The organism is Sphingomonas yabuuchiae (genome assembly GCF_014199595.1).
In the GTDB taxonomy this organism is placed as follows: Bacteria; Pseudomonadota; Alphaproteobacteria; order Sphingomonadales; family Sphingomonadaceae; genus Sphingomonas; species Sphingomonas yabuuchiae.
This window is the reverse complement of record NZ_JACHNX010000018.1, coordinates 1-20,726: the sequence shown is the minus strand read 5'-3', so window position 1 is coordinate 20,726 and position 20,726 is coordinate 1. Positions and strand designations below refer to the sequence as shown.

The 20,726-nt window shown below is 65.7% G+C and carries 17 protein-coding genes; 8 read left to right on the top strand and 9 right to left on the bottom strand.

The features are described 5' to 3' along the window. The first annotated feature begins 53 nt into the window (after window positions 1–53). Window positions 54–2,042: an acyltransferase family protein gene (locus GGQ89_RS16195; protein WP_184106433.1), complete on the top strand. Its 1,989-nt coding sequence runs from the start codon at window positions 54–56 to the stop codon at window positions 2,040–2,042. Window positions 2,043–2,046: 4 nt separating this feature from the next. Here the strand turns inward: GGQ89_RS16195 and GGQ89_RS16190 are convergent, their stop codons facing one another. The 3 genes from GGQ89_RS16190 to GGQ89_RS16180 all read right to left on the bottom strand — a co-directional run bounded on the left by GGQ89_RS16190 (window position 2,047) and on the right by GGQ89_RS16180 (window position 5,676). Continuing rightward, a complete protein-coding gene (locus tag GGQ89_RS16190; protein WP_184106432.1) occupies window positions 2,047–3,426 on the bottom strand; it encodes an O-antigen ligase family protein in 1,380 nt (459 codons plus the stop codon). A 96-nt stretch (window positions 3,427–3,522) separates the two neighbouring features. After that, a complete protein-coding gene (locus GGQ89_RS16185; RefSeq protein ID WP_206362735.1) occupies window positions 3,523–5,073 on the bottom strand; it encodes an outer membrane beta-barrel protein in 1,551 nt (516 codons plus the stop codon). 12 nt (window positions 5,074–5,085) lie between these two features. Continuing rightward, window positions 5,086–5,676, bottom strand: coding sequence for a polysaccharide biosynthesis/export family protein (locus GGQ89_RS16180; RefSeq protein ID WP_076718106.1), 591 nt, complete (start codon window positions 5,674–5,676; stop codon window positions 5,086–5,088). A gap of 174 nt (window positions 5,677–5,850) precedes the next feature. Between GGQ89_RS16180 and GGQ89_RS16175 the strand changes: the two genes are divergently transcribed. Then, entirely contained in the window at window positions 5,851–6,147 is a 297-nt protein-coding gene (locus GGQ89_RS16175; protein ID WP_184106430.1) for a hypothetical protein, read from the top strand. 151 nt (window positions 6,148–6,298) lie between these two features. Then, window positions 6,299–6,760 (top strand): hypothetical protein, encoded by a 462-nt coding sequence (locus GGQ89_RS16170; protein WP_184106429.1) that lies wholly within the window; start codon window positions 6,299–6,301, stop codon window positions 6,758–6,760. 44 nt (window positions 6,761–6,804) lie between these two features. On the opposite strand, the gene GGQ89_RS16165 is transcribed toward GGQ89_RS16170, so the two are convergent. From GGQ89_RS16165 to GGQ89_RS16150, 4 genes are all read right to left on the bottom strand, one after another. Further along, window positions 6,805–8,082 (bottom strand): glycoside hydrolase family 130 protein, encoded by a 1,278-nt coding sequence (locus GGQ89_RS16165; protein ID WP_056432562.1) that lies wholly within the window; start codon window positions 8,080–8,082, stop codon window positions 6,805–6,807. Between the two features lie 94 nt (window positions 8,083–8,176). Further along, window positions 8,177–9,703 carry an OprO/OprP family phosphate-selective porin gene (locus GGQ89_RS16160; RefSeq protein WP_184106428.1) on the bottom strand — a complete coding sequence of 509 codons (1,527 nt, stop codon included), beginning with the start codon at window positions 9,701–9,703 and terminating at the stop codon, window positions 8,177–8,179. A gap of 105 nt (window positions 9,704–9,808) precedes the next feature. Then, window positions 9,809–11,131 carry an MFS transporter gene (tcuC, locus tag GGQ89_RS16155; protein WP_276208905.1) on the bottom strand — a complete coding sequence of 441 codons (1,323 nt, stop codon included), beginning with the start codon at window positions 11,129–11,131 and terminating at the stop codon, window positions 9,809–9,811. Next, window positions 11,128–11,940 carry a substrate-binding domain-containing protein gene (locus GGQ89_RS16150; RefSeq protein WP_206362736.1) on the bottom strand — a complete coding sequence of 271 codons (813 nt, stop codon included), beginning with the start codon at window positions 11,938–11,940 and terminating at the stop codon, window positions 11,128–11,130. Before GGQ89_RS16150 ends, tcuC begins: the two co-directional genes overlap by 4 nt. A 245-nt stretch (window positions 11,941–12,185) precedes the next feature. Here GGQ89_RS16150 and GGQ89_RS16145 point away from each other — a divergent pair, with 245 nt between their 5' ends. Continuing rightward, window positions 12,186–13,406 (top strand): cation:dicarboxylate symporter family transporter, encoded by a 1,221-nt coding sequence (locus GGQ89_RS16145; RefSeq protein WP_206362737.1) that lies wholly within the window; start codon window positions 12,186–12,188, stop codon window positions 13,404–13,406. Here GGQ89_RS16145 and GGQ89_RS16140 read toward each other — a convergent pair. Continuing rightward, window positions 13,335–14,264 (bottom strand): LysR family transcriptional regulator, encoded by a 930-nt coding sequence (locus GGQ89_RS16140; RefSeq protein WP_184106425.1) that lies wholly within the window; start codon window positions 14,262–14,264, stop codon window positions 13,335–13,337. The two genes, GGQ89_RS16145 and GGQ89_RS16140, sit on opposite strands and share 72 nt — an antisense overlap. Window positions 14,265–14,452: 188 nt before the next feature. Between GGQ89_RS16140 and GGQ89_RS16135 the strand changes: the two genes are divergently transcribed. The 4 genes from GGQ89_RS16135 (at window position 14,453) to GGQ89_RS16120 (ending at window position 18,526) form a co-directional block, all read left to right on the top strand. Beyond that, entirely contained in the window at window positions 14,453–15,277 is an 825-nt protein-coding gene (locus tag GGQ89_RS16135) for a serine hydrolase (RefSeq protein ID WP_244955801.1), read from the top strand. Window positions 15,278–15,338: 61 nt separating this feature from the next. Further along, the gene (locus GGQ89_RS16130; RefSeq protein WP_184106423.1) at window positions 15,339–15,533 is read left to right on the top strand and encodes a DUF1289 domain-containing protein; all 195 of its coding nucleotides are present in this window, start codon (window positions 15,339–15,341) and stop codon (window positions 15,531–15,533) included. Window positions 15,534–15,609: 76 nt separating this feature from the next. Next, window positions 15,610–17,508 (top strand): S9 family peptidase, encoded by a 1,899-nt coding sequence (locus GGQ89_RS16125; RefSeq protein WP_184106422.1) that lies wholly within the window; start codon window positions 15,610–15,612, stop codon window positions 17,506–17,508. Window positions 17,509–17,620: 112 nt separating this feature from the next. Next, window positions 17,621–18,526 (top strand): crotonase/enoyl-CoA hydratase family protein, encoded by a 906-nt coding sequence (locus tag GGQ89_RS16120; RefSeq protein WP_056432545.1) that lies wholly within the window; start codon window positions 17,621–17,623, stop codon window positions 18,524–18,526. On the opposite strand, the gene GGQ89_RS16115 is transcribed toward GGQ89_RS16120, so the two are convergent. Then, on the bottom strand, window positions 18,527–20,485 hold the full coding sequence (locus tag GGQ89_RS16115) for a putative bifunctional diguanylate cyclase/phosphodiesterase (protein ID WP_184106421.1): 1,959 nt from the start codon (window positions 20,483–20,485) through the stop codon (window positions 18,527–18,529). It abuts the gene before it with no gap. Window positions 20,486–20,726: the final 241 nt, after the last annotated feature.

Below are 20,726 nucleotides of genomic sequence, written 5' to 3'. Positions count from 1 at the left end.
GACGTCTTGCCTCTGGGCACAACGATGCAGGGCATAGGCGGTACGACGCGGTAATGGGGTTGGGATTCAGAGCCGATATCGAAGGTTTGCGGGCGATCGCCATTCTGGCGGTCGTGCTGTTCCACTATGACGTCGGTCATCTGGCCAACGGCTATGTTGGCGTCGATATCTTCTTCGTAATCAGTGGCTTCCTCATTACATCCGACATTTGTCGCCGGGTCGATCAGCGGCGGTTCAGCTATCTCGATTTCTATCGGCGTCGGGCCCGTCGCCTGGTGCCAGCGCTGGTCGCAGTGATCGTCACCGCAACGCTGTTCGCTATGGTCTTCATGACACCGTACGAGCTCAAGGTTTACGCGGTCACCGCGATTTCGACGATATTCGGCATATCGAATTTCGCATTCCTGGGGTTCGTCGACTATTTTTCGCCAAAGGCGTCCCGCCAACTGCTGATGATGGCCTGGTCGCTGTCGCTGGAGCAGCAATTCTATCTGGTGTTGCCGCCCCTGATCGTCGGGATCATTCCCAAAGGCCCTCGCGCGCTGGCGAAATTCTTTGCGGTCATCATTGCGTTATCCTTTGCGGCGGCGACGGCTTTCGAATGGTATCGACCCGATGCGGCCTTTTATCTTCTGCCGTTCCGCGCCTGGGAGTTCGCTGCGGGCGCATGGTTGGCGACCGTTGATCTGACCGGCAACAAGAGGCTGGCCTCGCGCCGGTTCGCCGATGGCTTTGCGGCGCTGGGAGTTGTCCTGCTCGGATCGGCTCTGGTTATCACCTACCCCGTTTCGGTCGTCGTCCTTCGAGCGCTGGCTGTGCTGGGCAGCATGGCGTTGATCGCCGCGCCTCGTTCCGTGCTGAACCGCTATGGGCTGGGGGCGAAACCCGGCGTGGTGATCGGGCGATATTCCTATTCCTGGTATCTGTGGCATTGGCCCCCATTGGCCGCGATGAACCTGCTTGGCATCGACCTGGAGCCGATGGCGCGCATCGGTTTCCTGATCGCGACCTTCGCGATCGCGATGATCAGCTATGCGCTTGTCGAACAGCCCTTTCGCCGCAGCCGTCCGGCCTCTTTGCCATCGATGCGGTGCTATGGTGCGGTGCTCGGGGCGGTCGTGATCCCGCTGGGGGTAATCGACCTGAGCGGCGGGCTCTCGCGTCTCGCCTCGCCCGCGCTGAGGGAGGCGGATGGGGACGTGCGGAGCGCCATGTCCAATCCCTGCCTGACATCCTATGGCGACTCCACGCCCAGCGAGCAGCTGTCGTGCCTGCCCGTCAGCGGCAGACCCGCCGTGGCGGTCGTGGGGGACAGCCATGCCAATTCGCTGGTGGAGGGCGTGCGGCAGATTGCGGAGCGACGCTCGCTCGCCGTCTATCAGATGACCAAATCGTCATGCCAGCCTATCATCGGCTATAGCCGCGTGCTGGACCGCTATCCGATGCATCATCGCGAGTGCGCGGCGTTCATGGCGCGCGTCCTGTCGACCGTCGCCGCGCATCCGGAAATCCGGATATTGGTCCTTGCGGGATATTGGTCGTCCTTCGTCACGCAGGACCGCCAGACCATGGTCGATCGGCCCAGCAACCCGGCCCAGCGCGCGGCGTGGATGGTCCGCCAGCGTCAGACACTGGCGGTCGGTTTGCGCCATACGGCGGAGGTGCTTCGCAAGATGGGCCGCCAGGTGGTCATCGTGCAGGACGTTCCGCACTTCGCGATCGATCCCTATAGCGTCGCACTGGTCGATATCATGCCCCAGCGTGCGCTAGTGTCGAACTGGCTGGACGCCGATCCCAAGCACAAGGGCGTAAGCGACGATCGACTGCCCCGGTCACGGGTCATTGCCGATCAGGCCCGTGGCGTGCTCGCCCATGTCGCACGACAGGTGCCGGGCGTCACGCTGTTCGACCCGACTATGGGACTATGCAACGAAGCCGGATGCCGGTTCCGCCATGCGGGGCACATCCTCTATGGGGACGCCCATCATCTGTCGCGTGCAGGGGCCGTTTACGCCACCCGCACATTGAGGCTTCCGAATTAACCGGTCAGCGCGGCGCAGGGCTGGCCACCCAGCCGTTCCAAGTCGGGCCGTCGACGGAGTTCCTGCGCAGTCGACCATTGGTAGCGGCAGCGATACAATAGAGCGCGAGGACCAGGATCGGCCAGGAGGGCTGGGGACCTAGCATCTGCCCAGCTTCGCTGGTCGAGACCAGCAGGACGAGAACGATGGCTGCTACCGATTTTTGCAACGGGCGATAGTCGGGCTTCGTCACATTCACGAGCAGGACGGCACGAAAAATTGCCCCCAGGACGATGGACAACCACACGATCAATACGGGAAAGCCGGAGTTCAACACGATTTCGAGATAGGTATTGTGCGTAGATCGGGGCCCCCAGGCGATCGTTGTCGTGAACTGCTGGAAATACGCCGTCTGGCGGAACATCGCGAAACCATGGCCCAGCCAAGGCTTGTCCAGCGCAACGGGCCAAAGTGTCTGCCATATCTCGGCGCGACCGGACAGGGTGACGTCCTTGCCGAACTGCCCTGCGACCTCACCTAGCAGTGCGGTGCCCGCGCCCCCGGCAAGCAAAATGGCAAAGACCAGGGCGCTACCGAAGGTTATCGCTCGGATGCTCCGCTGTTCGACGCGGCTCAATATGTTGATCATGACCAACACGCCGGTTCCGACAATCAGCAAGACGACAGCCGTTGATGACTTGGACAGAACGGCGCCGACCATGGCCAGTCCGCACAAGCCGACCTGCAGCAACCGGTCCCAGCGGCGAATGTTGATGTCCGGCGGAACCATCATCACGAAGGTCATCGCGCAATAGGCGCCATACGCGTTCTTGTGCACGAACATGCCGCGCATGGCCCCGTTCAGCGATCCGCTCATGAAGGCGATATGCGGAAATAGGGCGGCGTAAAGGAAGTTGATGACGAGCAGGACCCCCATCACCTTGCGCAGCAGTTCGAATGCGCCCCGCGCGCCGTAAAATGCGCGAAGGTAGATCATAGGCAATGCCAAGATGATGATCTGGACAAGTCCGCGTAGCGACATTTGGGGGTTGGCTGACGTCACGATCGAGCCGAACAGAAACACTCCGAGCAAGGCGACCATGGGGCCCATCTCGACGATGGACCGAGCGGCCATGCGGGGCAGGGTGAGGGTCGTCAGCGCGAGGAGCGGGACGAGCGAATACAGCACGAGCTGCATCAGGAACGGGTCGTTCAGCGCATTGTCGCCCTGCGACGTGGGATACCCATACCACATCTGGGTGCTGCGATAGATGGCGATGATGGCGGCCGGGATGATGCAGTATCGGCCGACAGCCTGGATCATCCGCGACGCGTGCGCGTCCTCGCGCCGACGCCAGGGGGAATTGGCGACCGCGACGGCCCCGTCCTGCAAGCGTTCAGGCAATCCAACCTCCATGGCCCGCGATCGTCATTGATCCTTGATCTCCGGCCGGGACCGATATGCACCGCGCCAGCGCGGCTGATGGCGTCCCGGCGGCGATCATAGGCGGAATGTGGCGCTGACGCCGACCTGCGCGTCTTCCGGGCCGAGGTCCAGATTGAACCCGCGATCGGTGCGCCGGAGGTAGCTGACCTGCGGGCGGACGGTCCAGTGGCGATCCAGAAGCCAGTCGGCACCCAGGGTGACGCCGGTCGCCGAAGCGCGACGCGTATCCTGGACATAATCGGTGAATTGCTGCCGCAGGCCGACCGACAGGATCAGATTGCGCCGTATTTCTTCATCGACCCGCAAATTTACGGTGGTGAACAGGGCCGCACGCACGCCGCGCTGCGCGACCGTTCGCAAATCCCGTTCCCCCGACAGCGAGATGGTCGTCCGATCCCGCACCAGCCAGTCGATCTGGGTATCGAAGGTTAGGCTGGAAATGGATGGTGCGGCAGGGTCCTGAAAGTCGACGCGAATAAGGCCGACCCCGGCATGGCCCCGGATCAATTGGGTCAGTGCCCCGCGCAGGCCGCCGGTGAGAGTGTAGACATCGGCGTTGCTCAGCCGGATGGCGTCGGCGGTCTCGAACCGCCGCCGTTCGAAGTTGAATTGACCGTAGAGAGTCCGGCCGCCCAGCACTTCCTGTTCAAGACGGGCCTGACCCGTATAGCCCGTGAAGTTCCGGAAACGCTGGTCCGTCACTGCGCCCGTGAGCGACCGATTGTCGCGAAAAGCGGTGCGGTTCACACCACCCTGAGCACTCAGGCGGGTCGAGCCATATTGAACCTGCGCGCCGAGTAGTCCGCTCGTAAAATCATAGAGGGTCGGCAGCGCCAGGCTGGAGACTTCCTCCACCGCGCCGCGCTCCAGCTGAATACGCTGATGCGACGCCTCGCTGTTGAAGGACAGATGCGAGTCGGCGTCATAGCGACCGGCGCCGATCAGGCGATAGGTCGTCGTATTCTCGCTGGTGTACTGACCATATTGGCGCCGCCGGACGAAACCGCTCAGCACCGCGCGATGGCGGCCCCAGTCGGACGCGGCATCGAATCCGCCGGTCAGATGGGCGAAGACGTCGTTGCGCGGATTTTCCTCGGCATAGACATTGGCGTCATAGGCCATGCCGGTGTCGATATAGGGGTGGATGACCATCCCGCCCGCCCGCAGGCCGGGTGCGTCATAGCCGGGGCGCTGGCGCAGGCGGACCGTCGTCCCCGGCAACCGCGATGCGGCCAGCGCCCGATCGGCAACGCGCTGCGTCGGCAATTCGGTCTGCTGGGTCGAGCCGGTGGGTAGGGGGATATAGGCCGGGACAGGAACGGTCGCGCCCGATTGCAGGCGCTCGCGGGTGGCCGTATCCACCGGATCGACATTATCCGGCCGTACCGTGATCGGGCGGCCGGTCTGGGGATCGACGGCACGCGGCGGCAAGGGGGCTGGCGGCAGCGGGGCCTGCGGATCCCGCATGGGATCGCTTTGCGGCGGCAGCGTCAGCCGCCCCGGCCCGGAATTCGGCGCGGTCGGGGTGGTCTGCGCCGCCACCGGCACCGCGACGGAGGTCAGCAGCACCAGCAGGGCGGGAGCGGAAATGGAGGAGCGAGACACCTGGGGCAGCCCTTAGAAATGGACCTCAGGCACCTGGATCGTATCGCCGGGGCGGATCTCGACATTGGCGTCCGCATCCACGCTGTAATAGCTCTGCCCATTGGCGCGCCGCAGCAGCAGGCGACGTTCATTCGCGCGGTAGGTATAACCGCCCGCCACCGCGATCGCCGCGGTCAGGGTCGTGCCTTCACGCGCCGGATAGTTGCCCGGCCGCTGGACCTCGCCCAGGATCGAGAAGGTGCGGAAATCATAGACCTCGACCGAGACGCTGGGATTGCGCACGAAGCCCGAACCCAGGCGACGGGTGAGTTCTGCCTCGACCTGGGCGCGGGTCATGCCCTTGACCGGCACTTCGCCGACCAGCGGCATGGTGATGGCGCCGGTGCCGTTGACCGAGAATTCGCCGCTCAGCTCCGGCTCGCGATAAACGTTGACGCGCAGCTTGTCGCCGACGCCCAGCGTATAGGGCTGGTTGGCCTGGCCATATTCCGATGCGGGCAGCGGTGGGGCCGGTGCCGTCGCGCATCCGCTCAACACGGCGCTGCTCGCCAGCATGGCCAGCATGGCAGGGCGAAGGCCGGCAAGCCGCTTGATGATCGACATGGTGATCCCCTTGGTCCGTTTGATGTCGCAAATGGCATATTTCACCATCCCGTCACAAGGCGAAGTGAACAGGCTGATTTATGGATAACATCGGGTTAACCAGCCGGATTAAGTCCCGTCTAAACACGGTGGCCTAAGGCGGTTCCCATCGACACCAACCGTTTGGGGTTTGCCATGCGACACAGTCTAGCCCGCAAGGTCACGGCGGACACGTCGACCGGCACCGAAGCGGCCACGCCCGCCCAGGGCACGGCCGCGTCGTCCGCCGCCTCGCCCGTGCACGCCTTGCAAGAGCGTCTGTGGGAAGAGTTCGACCCCAGTCGGGAACGGATCGTGCTGGCCAGCTTCAGCAACAAGCAGCCGGCCAAAATCGAGTCCCTCCACCGCCTGCGAGCCCCGGCCTTGATCCTGGTCGGCGGCATCGGCGGCTGGGCATTGTTCTTCGCCGGATCGGTGCTGGGCCTTTACTGATCCGCTTTTTGCACCGACCATTCCCACTCTCTCGTTTGTCCCGTATCGAGACGTTGCCGCTTATGTCGTCGGTGTCATCTTCGCATGACCCCGGCGGCGCGGTGGACGGTTCGGACGGGGCCGAATGCGACCCCCTTCAGAAGGCATTGGCATGAATCTGGCGAAGACCGCATATGATGTCGCCGAATATCGTAGCGAGGAGCGGACTCCGCTGGATCGTCGCGGCGTCCTGCGCATCGGCGGTGACCCGCATCCGCATGACGTCGTTGTCCTCGACCTAACCCGAGAGGGTTGCCGCATCGAGACCGACCTGCCGGTGGTGCACGGCGCGACGATCGAGATCGGCCTGGCCAATATCGGTCGCGTTCAGGCGACGGCGGTGTGGCAGAGCATCGGCAATCTGGGGTGCCTGTTCGACCGGCCTTTGCCGCCCGGCGCGGTGACGGCGGCGCAGGGGCCGACCAATATCCTGTCCTTCACGGCCGACCCCGTGCCCGCCGCCGAGACGAGGACGGTGCACAAGCTGACGACCCGTACCCGCCTGGCGATCCTGGGCGGGGCCTGTGTCCTGTCCTGGGGCGTGATCTGCGCAGCGGTCCTGGCCATCAGCTGAGCCGCCGTTTCGGGCGAGCCCGGTCCGTCGGAACCGGCTCGCCCTTACACCATGACCGATAGCAGATCGTCGACGCTGCCGGTCGCAAAGGCGGTGTACTGGTCGCCGATGGCATAGGGCAGCAGGATGTGGCGCTTATGGAGCAGCGCGCCGCAGCTATAGGTGACGTTGGGCACGTAGCCGCCGCGCTGTTCCGCCGACGGGAACAGGATCGGCGAATGCGTACGCGCAAGGACCTTGGCCGGATTGTCCTTGTCGAGCAGACATGCACCCACGCAATAACCCCGGACCATGCCGACCCCGTGGGTGAAGACCAGCCAGCCCTCGTCGATCTCGATCGGTGAGCCGCAATTGCCGATCTGGACGAACTCCCACGGATATTGCGGGCCCATGATCCGCATCCCTTCATCCCAGATGTGAAGGTCGTCCGAATAGAGCAGCCACAGATTCACATTGTCCTGCCGCCCGATCATGGCGAAACGGTCGCCGATCCGACGTGGAAACAGGGCCATGCCCTTGTAGCCCGAAAGGCGGCCGGTCAGCGGCCGCATCTCGAAACTCTGCTCGTTGATGCCGCGCAGCAGCTCGCACCGGGCGGTCTGGCCGTCAAAGGCGGTATAGGTGCCGATGACGCTGCGCACCCCGTCATGATCGGTGAAATGGACCAGCCGCAGATCCTCGATGCCGCTTCGCTGGCTGGGCAGGATCGGGAAGATCACGGTTTCGGAGATGTCCTGGCTGTCGTCCGCCCGCATCCGGACCCATTCGCCATCCTCGCTGTCGATACGCGGAGGAACGCCCTGCGAACTGGCCGGATCGACGGTCAGTCCCGTCGCGCCGTCCCAGGTGCCAGTGCGAAAGGTGACGGACGAGATATGCCCTTCTCCGACGCCGCGCAGCGACAGGAGGAAGCGGATGCTTTGGTCGTCCGGGTCCTGGTCGGGCAGGGTGACGATGCTGGGATTGAACAGCGCGGCGGACTCGAACGCATATTCCTGGCTGAAATAAGCCCCCAGCAGCAGGCGATCGCAATCCCGCTCGACCCCTATGTCGCCAATGTCCGCCTTGATCTGGTCGAAACGGCGGAGGAACACATTGTCGACATTGCGGTGACGCTGCCTCATCGCGTCATGGAGCAAGTCGAGCATCCGGTCGCGCGTCGCCGGGTCGAGTGCCATGACGTGCCGGGCGACGCATTCGGCCCGGCTGGGCTTGCGGTCGAACGCCTCGGGATAGTCGAAGCGGAACGGGCGGATGACGGTACGCGAGGGATCGGGCTTCAGTTCGACATCGAGCTTGGTGAAGACATCTGCGGCATTCATGCGCTTTTCGCTCCTGTGCGTCCATGGGGGGGGCTGACCCGTCTGTCCGTCCAGCGCTTGGGCGCAGTCTTGCGTTCCGTTTCGTTTCGTTGCCTCAGAAGGCGATCTGGACGCGGCCGATCAGGGTCTGGCCATGATCGTTCGCGCCGCCGAGCTGGGCGGGGTTGGCGATGGTCCAGTCGATCGCGTTCAGCTGTAGCCGGACGAAATTGTTCAGATACCAGTTGATGCCCAGCGTCAGTGCGGTTCCCCGTCCGGCGGTGGGATTGTCGCTGTAGTCCAGCTCCTCGTAACGGGTGGCTAGCTCGATCGCGCCGCGCCCGCCCGAGGTGAAGGGACGCAGGACCTTGGGGCGGCTCCACACGCCGCCGCGCGTCAGATAGGGCGGGGTCTCGCCGGTCAGGAACCAGCCCGCCTGCACCGCCCAGGCCGATTGATCGGTCGCGGACCCTGCGCGGTTCTCGATCCGCCGCGTGCCATATTCGCCATACGCCCAGAGCGACTTGTGGAAGGTGCCCAGCTCGAAACCATAGCCTGTGCCCGCCGTCGCGCCGGTGAAGGTGCCGGGCAGAATCCGCAGATTGTCGTTGAAGAAGCCGCCGACCGCGATGCTGCGCGTCGGGCGGGTCGCGTCGGCGGCGATCGTCTCGCGAAAGCCCCAGACGCCCAGATGGACCAGCCAGTCGGCGGTCTTGACCGGGTTCCAATGCGCGCGCCCCGCGATGGTCAGGCCGTCGCTTTGCGTGCCCGGATTGCTGATGTCGTCGCCCGACACCTGCACCCCGACATGCCAGCCATCGCCATAGATGCGGGCGGCCGCGCCCAGCCCGAAAAAGCCGCGCACCGGGATGATGCCCTGGCCGACGAAATTGCGTTCGAGAAACGGGACCGAGATGGTGCCGCTCGACCCGTCCAGCCCGCGATCGTTCAACCGATTGCCCAGCGCGAACTCGGCCTGCTGTCCCAGAAAGCCGGTGGTCCAGGCGAGATAGGCGGATTTGATCGCTGGGTCATTGTCCGCGAAATCGCCCTCCAGCAAATAGGAAAGGTGCGGGCCGATCGATCCCTCGAAGCCCAGGCGGAGCGACCGGGCGGTTGTGGCGGTGATGTTCCGGTTCGGGAGCGCGCTGCCGGTCGTGGCGGCGGCGTCGACCAGGATGCGGCCGCGCGGCCGGAAGGAGAAACGGCCATCCGCGCTCGTAAATTCGGGCGTGCCCTTCGACCAGTCGACATGCACGCCTTCCTTCTGCGCCTTTTCGATCCGCGCCAGTCGCGCGTCGAGCGAGGGCGGGTGCGCGTCGCTGGGTAGCGACTGGCCGAGCGGCGCGGGCGTCCGGGCCGCCTGCGGGGCCTGCGCCGCGATCTGCGGCGGGACGGAGGGATGCGCATCGCTGGGCAGCGGCTGGCCGAGCGGGGCGGCGGTGAGCATCTGTGGCTTGCCGCCTTCGACCGCCGCCAGCCGGGCTTCCAGCCGCTCGATCTGCGCCTGTTGCTGTTCGACGAGGCGGGTCAGGCGCGCGACATCGTCATTGCGTTGTGCTGGGGCGGGGGCGGGGGTGGTTTGCGCGGCGACCGGCAGCGGCGCGCACAGGCCGATCGCGAGCAGTGCTCCACGATACATTTCGGCATCCTCTCAGGGGTGGGCGAGAGGCTTCTTGGCCGCCGCCTCGAATTGTTCAGGAAGGGAAACCGCCGCACCCCCTTCAGGAGTGCGGCGGTTCGAGGATCAGTCGGCGCTGCGGCGCATGCGCGACCCGATCAGCAGCGCGAGCAGCGAGAGCAGCGCGGCGGCGGCGCACCAGGCACCGGGGATCGCCTTGTCACCGGTCGCGCCGATCAGCGCGGTGCTGATCGCGGGCGTGAAGCCGCCGAAGATCGCGGTGGCCAGGCTATAGGCCAGGCTGAAGCCGACGGTGCGGACATGCGCCGGGATCGCCTCGGTCAGGTACACGATGAACGCGCCGTTATAGGTGGCATAGATGGCGGCGAGCAGCAGCTCGACCGTCAGCAGTCGCCCGAAGCTGGGCGCGGCGACCAGCCAGCTCATCAGCGGATAGGCGAGCAGCGCGCCGAGCAGCGTGGCGGTGATCAGGAGCGGCCGACGCCCGATCCGGTCCGACAGCGCCCCCATGACCGGCAGCAGCACGAAGTTGGTGACGCCGACGCAGGCGGTGACGAACAGCGCGGCACCGGGGGTCAGCGACAGCACCTTGTTGCCGAAGGTCGGGGTATAGGCGGTGATCATGTAGAAGAAGACGGTCGTCATCACCGCCATCAGCGCGCCCTGAAGCACCACGCCCCAGTTGCCGCCGATGGTCCGCATGATCTGCGACAGCGGCGGATGCTCCTTGCGCTTCAGGAAGACTTCCGTTTCCTCCATGTGGCGGCGGATGACGAACAGGAAGGGGATCATCACGCAACCGATGATGAACGGAATGCGCCAGCCCCAGGCCTGCATCGTCTCGGGCGACAGGCTGGTCGACACGATCAGGCCGATCAGCGCGGCGAAGACGACCGCGGCCTGCTGGCTGGCCGACTGCCACGAACAGAAGAAGCCCTTGCGGTTCGGCGGCGCGATCTCGTTCAGATAGACCGACACGCCGCCGACCTCGACGCCCGCCGACAGGCCCTGGACGAGCCGTCCGAGCAGGATGATGACGGGTGCGGCGACGCCGATCTGCGCATAGGTGGGCGTCACCGCGATGGCGAGCGTGCCCAGCGCCATCAGGCCCAGCGTCAGCAACAGGCCCTGCCGCCGCCCATGCTTGTCGATATAGGCGCCCAGCACCAGCGCGCCGACCGGGCGCATCAGGAAGCCCGCGCCGAAGGTCATCAGGGTCAGCATCAGCGAGGCGAACTCGCTGCCGGTCGGGAAGAACGCCTTCGAGATGTAGGTGGCGTAATAGCCGAACACCATGAAGTCGAACATCTCCAGGAAGTTACCGCTGGCAACGATGAAGATCGACTTGAAGGCGGACTTGCGGCGCTCGGCCGAGACCGGGGATGCGGTATCGGCGGCGGCGGGGAAGGGCATGGTGGAGGTGTTCATGGCTTGGCCTTTTGCGAGGCGGGTTCCAATCCGCTGTCGCGGATGATCGGATAGGCTTTGGGCGAGGACAGATAGGCGATCAGCGCGCGGGCCTCGGCCTGACGCGGCGACCAGGCGACAACGCCTGCCGAGAAGGGCGTCACCTTCTGCAACGAGTCCGGGATCAGCCCGACGATGCGGATGCCCTTGACGGTCTTCAACTCGCTGAGCTGCTGGAAGCCGATCTCGGCCTGGCCGGTGGCGACGATCTGGCCCACCGGGGTGGCGGGGATCATCCGACCCTTGGGACGCACCTGATCGGTGACGCCCAGCCGGTCGAGCATGGTCGACTGGATATAGACGCCGGAGGCGCTGTCCGACCATGCCACCGACTTGGCGTTGACCAGGGTCGAGCGCAGCGCATCGGGAGTGGAGATGTCGGGGGCGGGGGCTCCCGCCTTCACCGCCATGGCGATCTTGGACAAGCCCAGATCGACTTCGGTGCCCTTCGCGACCAGACCCTGATCGGCGAGCTTGTCCAGTCCGCTGCGCGCGAGGATGACGACGTCGGCGTCCTCATGCCGGGCGAGCCGGTTGGGGATCGCCTGCGGCGTGTCACCCATCGAGGGGCCGTGCTCGGCGACGATATGGACGCCGGTGTCGCGCTCATAGTTCGCCGCCAGCGCGTGGAAGGCGGCGGTGAAGCCGCCCGACGTCACGACGTGCAGTTCGCGGACTTTCGCGGGCTTCGTATCGCGGGCGAGGGCGGGCGCGCTGACGGCGTTGAGCCCCAGCAGCAATGCCAGCCCCAGCGCGGCGCGGCGGGGCATCAGGGTTCGGAACCTTGGAGATCGGGCTTTCATCATACCTCTCTTCTGGCCGTCCCGCTCGCTCGCGGGTTCTAGTCGTTGCATTGTCTTGTCGTGGCAGGGGCTTGAGCCATCGTGCCTCACGCGGCACTAAGCCTCACACCGGGCGTGTCGATCAAATGCAATGATCGGTCCGCTTGATGCGTTTCGTGCATATATTTGGAGCGGATCGGGTCTTGCGCGTCTTGCGGCACCTTTATGTTCAGATGCTGATCGGCATCGTCGCCGGGACGCTGATTGGCGCGCTGGCCCCGGCGTTCGGACGCGATCTGGGGCCGCTGGGCATCGCTTTCGTAAAGGCGATGCGGATGATGGTGCCGCCGGTGCTGTTCTGCACCATCGTCGAGGGGATCGTCCGCCACGGCGCCGCGCGCGACACGGGCGCCACAGTGCTGCGCAGCCTGATCGTCTTCCTCGGCATCACCATCGCCGCGCTTGCCATCGGGCTGGGCGTCGCGGCGCTGATGCAGCCGGGGCGCGGCCTGCCGCTACCGCCATATGGCGAGGCGGTGGCCGAGGTGGAGCGGCAGCTGGCCGGGCGGCACATCACCGGGCCGGGCGATTTCCTGGTACGGATCGTGCCCGATACGTTGTTCTCGGCCTTTACCGCGGGCGATGTCCTGCCGGTATTGTTCGTTGCCGGGCTGGTCGGGTTCGGCCTGCTCCGCATCGGTGAGGCGGGCGCGCCGATCGTGCGCGGAATCGAGGCACTGACCCGGCTGCAATTCGCGATCTTCGGCTTCCTGATCCGCGCCGCGCCGGTGGGGGCGTTCGGGGCGATCGCCTATACGGTCGGCACCTATGGCGTCGGGTTCATCGGCTCGCTGGGGCTGTTGTTCGCGACACTGGCGCTGGCGTGCGGTCTCTTGATCGCCGGACTGGTCCTGCTGGTGTGGATCACCACGGGGATTGGCGGCGGCACACTGTTGCGCGTGTTCCGCGACGAAATCCTGATCGTGCTGGGCACCTCCTCGACCGAGGTGGTGCTGCCGCGCCTGATCCTGAAGCTGGAGGCGCTGGGCGTGCCGCGCAGCGTGGCGGGACTGACCGTTCCTCTGGGCTATTCGCTCAATCTGGCGGGGACGGCGGTGTATCTGGTCGTCGCGACCCTGTTCCTGGGCGAGGCGCTGGGCATCGCGCTGACGCCGGAGCGGGTCGCGGTCTATCTGGGCGTGATGCTGATCACCTCCAAGGCGGCGGCGGGGGTGACGGGCAGCGGATTTTCGGCGCTGTTACTCACCCTGTCCCTACTGCCCGATATTCCGGTCGGGGCGGCGGCGATGCTGATCGCGGTCGACCGTTTCCTGTCGGAGATCCGCGCGCTGACCAGCGGCACGGCCAATGTCTCCGCCTCGTTACTCGTCGCGCGCTGGGGAGGGACGCGGTTCGGCGGCCCAGGCATCGGTAAGCAGCCCCATCAGCCGTGACGCGGCCGGGGACAGTGTGGCGGAGCTGCGGCGCAGCACGCCGATGGTGCGCGTGACCTCAGCGCCGCGCAACGGCCGCCAGACCAGATCGCGCGCATCCGGCCCCTCGCACGCCAGGCGCGGCAGCACCGACGGACCCAGTCCCGCCTGCACCAGCGCCAGCGCCGAGGTCAGCCGCGTCACCTCGTAGAACCAGCGCAACTCGATGCCCGCACGCGCCAGCCCGGCGTCGAGCGCGGTCCGGTTGCCGCTGCCCGGATGCACCGTCACCAGTCGCAGCCCCGCCAGATCGCTCCACGCCGGATCGGCGAGATCGGCCAGCGGGTCGTCCTTTCGACAGACCAGGCCATAAGGATCGTCGGTCAGCGGCTCATAGACCATGTCCCCGTCCGACGAGACGGGCAGGGTTATGGCGAACTCGGCCTGTCCCGTCCGCACCGCCTCGGCGCATTCGGTCGCCGACAGATCGAGCACGCGCACCCGGACGTTGCGATAGTCGCGACCCAGCGCTTCCAGAACGTCCGGCAGGAAACGCACCGTGGCGCTGGGAATGCTGGCGATGGTCAGCCGTCCCGCCTGTCGCTCGCCCGAAGCCATCATGCCGAGCAGCGATTCGTCCAGTTCCTCCAGCAGACGGCGGAGCAGCGGCAATATCTCCTTGCCCGCCGGGGTCAGCCGCACCGTCCGCGTCGTCCGTTCCAGAAGGGGCGTGCCGACCGTCGCCTCCAGCTTCTGGACGCGACGGCTGATCGCGGGTTGCGACAGGTTCAGCTGCTCGGCGGCGCGCAGGAAGCTCTTGCCGTCCGCGATCGCGACGAACACCCGTATGTCCAGCAGCTCGAAATTCATGGAAGCCATGAGGGACGGTAACAGCACCGACCGGCGCTAGGCCAGCCGCCGCCTGCCGCACGTTCGACCGACTCGCCGCAAAGCCCGCATATTTCCACGCGACGCGTCCGGATTTTTTGGTTAGCGTCGCTGCCGCTGAATCCGTCTTCGATCGAGTAAGCTGTATGCGTTTTACCCCGCTTTCCCGTCTTCTCCTGATGGGCATTGCGACCTGTTGCGCTATTCCCGCCCCGGCCTCCGCACGGTCGCTGGAACTCGTCGAGCTTCAGCGCGACATGAACGCGCTGCTCTCCGGCCGGTCGGGTGAATATGGGATCGCGGCGATCGACCTCGACGACGGCTCGACCGCGATGGTCAATGGCGGAATCCCCTTTCCGATGGCGAGCACGGTCAAGCTGGCCATTGCGGGCGCCTATCTGGCGGAGGTGGACCAGGGCCGACGCAGCCTGAACGACATGGTCAACGGCCGCACCGCCGCCAAGGCGATGGAGGCGATGATCGTGCGCAGCGACAATCTGGCGGCCGACCAGATGTTCGCCACGCTCGGCGGCCCGGCCAAGGTCCAGCAATGGGTCTTGTCGCACAACATCAGCGGGATGCGGGTCGACCGCACGATTGCGCAGCTGCTTCGTGAGCGCGGGCATCTGGCCGATATCAAGGATGTCGCCACGCCGGTCGCGATGGTCCAGCTGCTGAAGATCCTCGATAGCGGCACCGCGCTCTCCAGCCAGAGCCGCGCCTATCTGCTGGGCCTGATGCGCCAGTGCCGGACGGGCACCCGCCGCATTCGCGGGCTGCTTCCGGCCGGGACGCTGGTGGAGGACAAGACGGGCACGCTCGACGGCATCACCAACGATGTCGGGTTCATCACCATGCCCGACGGCCGCCGTGTCGCGATCGCCGTCTTCGCGCGGGGAGGGCGGGATCGCCAGCCCGTCATTGCCGAGGTTTCCCGCATGATCTACGACCGTTTCGCCGACAGCGTCCGTAATGCGGTCGCCGCCTTCATGCGGTTGCGGTGAACGGCTGCGTTATGATTGTCGAGGCGGGGCAGAGGGATAGCGGGCCTATCATGGTGCGCGCATGAAGAGCCCCTGCATCAGCATATGCCGTTTCGATGGCCGCACCGGCTGGTGCGTGGCGTGTGCCCGGACCCTGCCGGAATGCCGGAAGTGGAAAAAGGCCCCGCGCCCCCGGCTTCTGGCGATCAGCAAGGCGCTGCCGGCGCGGCTAGCCAAACTGGACGCGCGCGGCATCCGGGTGGTCGAGGATGCGTGACCATCCTGCCATGACCGCCCCGTAGTTCAGTATCTTGTCACCTTTGCCTGCCATCATCTTCCATCAAGGATCGCCGATGCGTCTTCCTCTAGCCCTTCTCCTCGTCTCGGCCGTCGCGTTTCCGACGCAGGCGGCGGTGCATCGTTATCTCGGCCTGACGATGGCGCCCTCGGGCAACGAGGTCGCCGCGATCGAGCCGGGCGAGAACAACCATCCCGGTATCGTGGTGCGTTCGGCGCGCGATGGACGCGTGGTGCGGCGGATCGATCCTTGCACGACGTGCAGCTATTCGGGGCTGACCTATGCCCCGCAGGGCGACGGCCTGGCCTTTCTGGCGCGGGACGGCGGCGTCGCCACGCTGATGATCGCGCGCGGTGACACGGTACGGCCAGTCGCGACCGTAGAGGGCCTCGCCTCGACCCCGCGCTTCTCGCCCGATGGCAAGCGGGTGGCGATGCTCATCACGCTGGGCGCGACGAAGGATGTCGGTGCGACCCAGGCGGGCGCGCGGCAGGTCGGGGAGATCGGTGTCGCCAATGACGAACAGCGCCTCGCCGTCGTGGCCATAGGGGAGGGGGCACCCGCCAAAGCCGTGCCGCTGTCGCCGCAGGGGCGCTATATCTACGAATATGACTGGACGCCCGATGGCTCGGCTTTGGTCGTGACCTCGGCGCTGGGCAATGGCGATGCGAACTGGTGGGTGGCGACGCTCGACCGGGTGGATGCGACGACCGGCGCGGTGACGGCGATCGCCAAGCCCGCCACCCAGTTGAACATGCCGCGCGTGTCGCCGGATGGAAAGACCGTCGCCTATATCGGCGGGCTGATGAGCGATTTTGGCTCGATCGGCGGCGATGTCTGGACGGTGCCGCTTGCCGGGGGCACGCCGGTCAATCAGACCAAGGGCCAGCCGATGACCTTCACCGCGCTGATCTGGACGAAGGGCGGCTTGCGCGCGGCGACCTTGCGCAACGACCAAATGGGGGCTGTCGCCCTGACGCCGGGCCAAGCCCCGCGTCCGCTCTTCGCCCGTCCCGCGGGCCTGTCGGCCGGGGACGGCAAGATCGCATGGAATGCCAAGGGCGACATGGCGGCCAGCGTCGTCGAGGACTTCACCCATGCACCGGCCGTCTATGCGGGGCGCGTGACCGATCTGCGCCAGATCACGCATGACAATGACGCCCAACAGCCCGCGGTTCAGGCGCGCAGCGTGACCTGGACGAACGAGGGCTTCACCGTGCAAGGCTGGCTGTTGTCGCCGCTGATGGCAAAGCCCGATGCCAGGGCGCCGATGATCGTGCAGGTCCATGGCGGCCCCAGCGCCGCCAGCACGCCGCGCTTCATCGAAAAGGGATTGGCCAGCGCGTTCGAGGATGCCGGCTATTACCGCTTCCTGCCCAATCCCCGCGGCTCCTATGGGCAGGGCGAGGCCTTTACCGCCGCGAACAAGCGCGATTTCGGCGGCGGCGACCTGCGCGACATTCTGGCCGGGATCGATGCGGTCGAGAAGCTCGCGCCGATCGACGACGCCCGGCTGGGCCTGACCGGCTGTTCGTACGGCGGCTTCATGGTGATGTGGGCCAACACGCAGACCAATCGCTTCAAGGCGATCGTGGCCGGGGCTGGGCTGTCCGATTGGGTCAGCTATTACGGGACCAACGGCATCAATACCTGGATGATCCCGTTTTTCGGCAAGTCGGTCTATGACGACTATCGGGCCTATGAGGATGTCTCGGCGGTCTACCACGTCAAGACGGCGCGGACCCCGACCTTCATCTATGTCGGCGAACGCGATATCGAGGTACCGCCCACCCAGTCGGTCGAATGGTGGAATGCGCTGAAGAGCCAGAACGTGCCGACCAGCCTCGTCATCTATCCCGATGCCGGACACTGCGTGCCGACCCAGGCCCCCGACGTGATGAAGCGACAACTGGCATGGTTCGGCAAATATTTGGGCCAGTCATCCGCTAACTAACGTATTATAAGGCCGAAACTGTCGCGCACGGGACAGTTTCGGCAAGGGGCGCGATCGGCGTCCGGGCTATTCTCGACAGGCAGCATGGTGCTGCATGTCGAGAGTATCACCGATGACCGCTTATGACCCCAAAATGGCGAACGACTTCCGCGATGGCCGCGCCTCGCTCATGTCGGATACCGTCCGCGCGCTCAGCTTCGAGCAGCTGGAAACGCAATATGACGGCGCCGCCCACACGCTCTGGACCGCGATGCGCCCGCGTGCGCGGCCCAGCTTCAATCCCGATCTGCTGAGCGATTTCGAGCGCTGGCAGGACGGGATCGTGCAGGCGGTCGACAGCGGCACGCTGCCGATCCGCTATCTCGTGCTCGGCTCGCGTTTTCCCGGCGTATTCTCGCTGGGCGGCGATCTCGACCTGTTCGCGCAGGCGATCCGCGACCGCAACCATGACGCGCTGGCCCGTTACGGCCATCGCTGCGTCCGCATCCTCTATCGCAACATGCGCGGACTGGAACGGCCGATCATCACCATCGGGCTGGTCGAGGGGGACGCGCTGGGGGGCGGGTTCGAGGCGCTTCTGTCCTTCCACGTCGTCATTGCCGAACGGGGCACCAGCTTCGGCCTGCCCGAAACGATGTTCGGCCTGTTCCCGGGCATGGGGGCGCATTGCTTCCTGTCGCGGCGGCTGGGCGCGGCGAGGGCCGAGCGGATGATCCTGAGCGGCCGGACCTATAGCGCCGAGGAACTGTACGAGATGGGCCTCGTCCATGGCCTCGCCGAGCGGGGCGAGGGGCGGCACATGGTCGCCGACTATATCCGCCAGAACGAGCGGCGGCACAGCGCCCATTGCGCCATCTACGAGGCGTCGCGGGCGGTCAATCCGCTGCCGCTGGAGGAGCTGGAGGCCGTGGTCGACCTCTGGGCCGACGCCGCGTTGCGGCTGACCGAGGGAGACCTGAAGCGGATGGAACGGCTGGTCGCCGCGCAAAGCCGTTTGCGGGACAAGGCCGTAGCCTGATCAACCGGCCCCGGGCAGGCGAACTGCTTGTCCGGGGCTTCGCTCCCCGATGGCGGCCTCGGCGAACAAGGCGGCCACCTCCGCGGCGGGCATCGGCTTGGCCAGCAAATAGCCCTGCACCGCGTCGCACCGCGTCCGGCGCAGCTGGTCGAGCTGAGCGGGCGTCTCCACCCCTTCTGCCACCGTCCGCATGCCGAGCTTGGCGGCGAGTTCGACAATAGTCTGCACGATCGCGATCGAGGCGGGGTTGTGCTCCAGATCCATCACGAAGGAACGGTCGATCTTCAGCGTCTGAAACGGAAACTGGGTCAGATAGCTGAGCGAGGAATAACCGGTCCCGAAATCGTCCAAGGTCGTGCACACATCGATCGCGTTCAGCGCCGTCAACGCGGCGACCGAGCGTTCGACATCATCGAGCAGCACCGTCTCCGTCACCTCCAGCGTCAGTCGTTTCGCGGGCAGGCCGCTGTCCTTCAGCGCCCGCGCGACCATGACGGTCAGATTCTCGGTACGCAGTTGCACGGGCGAAAGATTGACCGCGACCGTCGCACCCGATGGCCAGGTGCTTGCGGCCTGACAGGCCTGCTCCAGAACCCAGGCACCGATGGGTACGATCAGCCCGTTTTCCTCGGCGATCGGGATGAACTCGGCCGGGGATACGGGGCCGAATTGCGGGCTGTGCCATCGCAGCAGCGCCTCGCACGACGCGATGCTGTTCTGGGCCAGGCGGAAGATGGGTTGGAAGAGCAAATGGAACTCGCCCCGTTCCAGTGCCCCGTTCATCGCGGCCGCGAGCTGACGGCGGCGCTCGATCTTCTCGTCCATGACCGGCTCGTAGAACAGCACCTGGCCCCGGCCGCTCTCCTTGGCGCGGTAGAGGGCAAGGTCGGCATTCTTCAATAGCGTGTCGGCATCGCCGCCATCCTCGGGCGCGATGGCGACGCCGATCGAGGTGGTGGTGTGCAGCATATGCCCGCTGAACGGCACCGGCTGGCGCACCAGATGGAGAATGGTCGCCCCGATCTGGTCGACGACGTCATTCTGCGAGACATGGCACAGGACGGCGAACTCGTCGCCGCCCAGCCGGGCGACGATGCCCTTTTCGCCGAACTGCGCATTCAATCGCCGGGCGATGGCGACAAGCAGCGCATTGCCCGCCAGATGCCCGAAGGAGTCGTTCACCTCCTTGAAGCGATCGAGATCGAGCCAGAGCAACGCGAGCTTGTCGCCGGATTGCGCCAGCCCTTGCAGGCGCTGCTCGAACTGCTCGTGAAAGGCCGTGCGGTTGGACACGCCGGTCAGGTCGTCGCGCCGAGCCATGCGCGCATGATGCTCGGCCAGCGCGGCCTTCTCTTCCGAGGCGACGGTGGCGCGCAGGATTGCGGCATAGGTCTGCTGCGTGATGTCCATCATCGCGATGACGAAGAACAGGATCACCGCCGCCATCAGCGCTTTCAACGGGCTCAGCGGGATCAGCAGCCCGATCGCGAGCGGCAGGGAGGCGCAGCAAAGCTGGGACAAGGCGATCAGAGGCCGCCCGGCATTGCGCCCCGCAATCCCAGCCGCATAGCCGATGGCAGTCGTGACGGAGAGGAGGTGCAACACCCCATTGTCGGTCCGCGTCAGCGTCAGCAGGCCGAAAAGGCCCAGCAAGGTTGCATAGCTCAGCGCGCCCAAGCGGTAGCCTCGTTCCTGTTGCGGAACCGAGGTCGGGCGGCTCGACAGCGCGTCGCCGATACGGATCAGCCCCACCAGCCCCACGGCGATGGCGCATATGATCAGCCAGTCGTCGCCGCTGCAGATCGCGACGACCGCCGCAATGGCGCTGCTGCTCAGCGCGCCGATGACCAGCGAGCGAGGCGAGGCGTAGAGCGACTCCACCAGCACGGCCCGAACCCGCGAGGAGATCTGGCTGTCGGCCTGTCGCAATCGCATAACCCGGGTGATTAGGCGTTTCATATCAATCTCCTGCGCGATGACTATCGTATCCACCCGGCGTGTCGATAGAGCTATGCTAGGTTCGTGATGCCATTGCGCGGTCCTGAGAGCCGTAGCGTCAGGGCTTATAAGGCAGGGCGTGGGGCAACGGGGGAGGCTAGGGCGGCGATGTTACGTTGCGGCGCAAGAAAAACGACATTGTTGTGAAAAATGTTGTTGACCGTCGGGAGTGACCGGCCTAGAGGGGTTTCACCGCAGCGGT

What these genes read in the sequence shown, in the direction of transcription:
- GGQ89_RS16160 (WP_184106428.1), bottom strand. Translation starts at nt 9,703, where the DNA reads ATGTATCGTGGAGCACTGCTCGCGATCGGCCTGTGCGCGCCGCTGCCG.
- tcuC (WP_276208905.1), bottom strand. Translation starts at nt 11,131, where the DNA reads ATGAACACCTCCACCATGCCCTTCCCCGCCGCCGCCGATACCGCATCC.
- GGQ89_RS16125 (WP_184106422.1), top strand. Translation starts at nt 15,610, where the DNA reads ATGCGTCTTCCTCTAGCCCTTCTCCTCGTCTCGGCCGTCGCGTTTCCG.
- GGQ89_RS16140 (WP_184106425.1), bottom strand. Translation starts at nt 14,264, where the DNA reads ATGGCTTCCATGAATTTCGAGCTGCTGGACATACGGGTGTTCGTCGCG.
- GGQ89_RS16130 (WP_184106423.1), top strand. Translation starts at nt 15,339, where the DNA reads ATGAAGAGCCCCTGCATCAGCATATGCCGTTTCGATGGCCGCACCGGC.
- GGQ89_RS16170 (WP_184106429.1), top strand. Translation starts at nt 6,299, where the DNA reads ATGAATCTGGCGAAGACCGCATATGATGTCGCCGAATATCGTAGCGAG.
- GGQ89_RS16145 (WP_206362737.1), top strand. Translation starts at nt 12,186, where the DNA reads ATGCTGATCGGCATCGTCGCCGGGACGCTGATTGGCGCGCTGGCCCCG.
- GGQ89_RS16115 (WP_184106421.1), bottom strand. Translation starts at nt 20,485, where the DNA reads ATGAAACGCCTAATCACCCGGGTTATGCGATTGCGACAGGCCGACAGC.
- GGQ89_RS16120 (WP_056432545.1), top strand. Translation starts at nt 17,621, where the DNA reads ATGACCGCTTATGACCCCAAAATGGCGAACGACTTCCGCGATGGCCGC.
- GGQ89_RS16180 (WP_076718106.1), bottom strand. Translation starts at nt 5,676, where the DNA reads ATGTCGATCATCAAGCGGCTTGCCGGCCTTCGCCCTGCCATGCTGGCC.
- GGQ89_RS16165 (WP_056432562.1), bottom strand. Translation starts at nt 8,082, where the DNA reads ATGAATGCCGCAGATGTCTTCACCAAGCTCGATGTCGAACTGAAGCCC.
- GGQ89_RS16175 (WP_184106430.1), top strand. Translation starts at nt 5,851, where the DNA reads ATGCGACACAGTCTAGCCCGCAAGGTCACGGCGGACACGTCGACCGGC.
- GGQ89_RS16150 (WP_206362736.1), bottom strand. Translation starts at nt 11,940, where the DNA reads ATGCCCCGCCGCGCCGCGCTGGGGCTGGCATTGCTGCTGGGGCTCAAC.
- GGQ89_RS16135 (WP_244955801.1), top strand. Translation starts at nt 14,453, where the DNA reads ATGGGCATTGCGACCTGTTGCGCTATTCCCGCCCCGGCCTCCGCACGG.
- GGQ89_RS16195 (WP_184106433.1), top strand. Translation starts at nt 54, where the DNA reads ATGGGGTTGGGATTCAGAGCCGATATCGAAGGTTTGCGGGCGATCGCC.